Source organism: Allomuricauda sp. d1 (genome assembly GCF_039592695.1).
Taxonomy (GTDB): Bacteria; Bacteroidota; Bacteroidia; order Flavobacteriales; family Flavobacteriaceae; genus Flagellimonas_A.
On record NZ_JBBUTK010000009.1, the window covers coordinates 1 to 1,341 of the forward strand.

Here is a 1,341-nt window from a genome sequence, read left to right on the forward strand (position 1 = left end):
CCGCACTTCCATCGGCGGTGGCGTAGTCGACGGTGAACCCGCCCTGTACGTTGCCCGTGAGCCTTACGGTGAAGGTTGCGGTGCCGTCGCCCTCGTTGACGGTGACATTGTCCGAGTCGAAGGAGATACCGTTGGAGCCGCCCCCGTCGTTGTCGAGGATGTTGCCCGTTGCGGTATCGCCGTTGATACCTATCAGTGTTGTCGAGAGATTGGACAGCACCACGGTAAAGTCCTCGGTGGCCTCGATGAGGCTGTCATCGACAATGGGCACGGTGATGTCGTAGGATTCGTTGTCCGTTCCCGCAAAGGTGAGCTGTCCCGAAACGGCGGTGTAGTCGCCTGGCTGTCCCGCACTTCCGTCAGCGGTGGCATAGTCTACGGTAAAGCCGCCCTGTACGTTGCCCGTGAGCCTCACGGTGAAGGTTGCGGTGCCATCGCCCTCGTTGACGGTGACATTGTCCGAGTCGAAGGAAAGCCCGTTGGAGCCGCCCCCGTCGTTGTCCAATATGTTCCCCGTGGCGGTATCGCCGTTGATGCCTATCAGGGTTGTCGAGAGATTGGACAGCACCACGGTAAAGTCCTCGGTGGGCTCAATCAATGAGTCATCGACAATGGGCACGGTGATGTCGTAGGATTCGTTGTCGTTGCCCGCAAAGGTCAATTGGCCAGCAGTTGCTGTATAGTCGCCGGGCTCGCCCGCACTTCCATCGGCGGTGGCATAGTCGACGGTAAAGCCGCCCTGTACGTTTCCTGTCAACCGTACGGTGAAGGTGGCCGTGCCATCGCCCTCGTTGACGGTGACATTGTCCGAGTCGAAGGAGATGCCGTTGGAGCCGCCCCCGTCGTTGTCCAATATGTTCCCCGTGGCGGTATCGCCGTTGATGCCTATCAATGTCGTGGACAGGTTGCTGAGCACCACGGTAAAGTCCTCGGTGGGCTCAATCAATGAGTCATCGACAATGGGCACGGTGATGTCGTAGGATTCGTTGTCGCTTCCGGTGAAGGTGAGCTGTCCGCTAGTGGCGGTGTAGTCGCCGGGCTCGCCCGCGCTTCCGTCAGCTGTGGCGTAGTCGACGGTGAACCCGCCCTGTACGTTGCCCGTGAGCCTTACGGTGAAGGTTGCGGTGCCATCGCCCTCGTTGACGGTGACATTGTCCGAGTCGAAGGAGATGCCGTTGGAGCCCCCTCCGTCGTTGTCCAATATGTTCCCCGTGGCGGTATCGCCGTTGATGCCTATCAATGTCGTGGACAGGTTGCTGAGCACCACGGTGAGGTCCTCGGTGGGCTCAATCAATGAGTCATCGACAATGGGCACGGTGATGTCGTAGGATTCGTTGTCGC

At 59.5% G+C, this 1,341-nt stretch carries 1 protein-coding gene; it reads right to left on the reverse strand.

What is annotated here, in order from left to right; all coding sequences use genetic code 11:
- A partial coding sequence (locus AAAH86_RS14995) for a Calx-beta domain-containing protein (RefSeq protein WP_343488490.1) occupies positions 1 to 1,341 on the reverse strand: 1,341 nt, incomplete at both ends.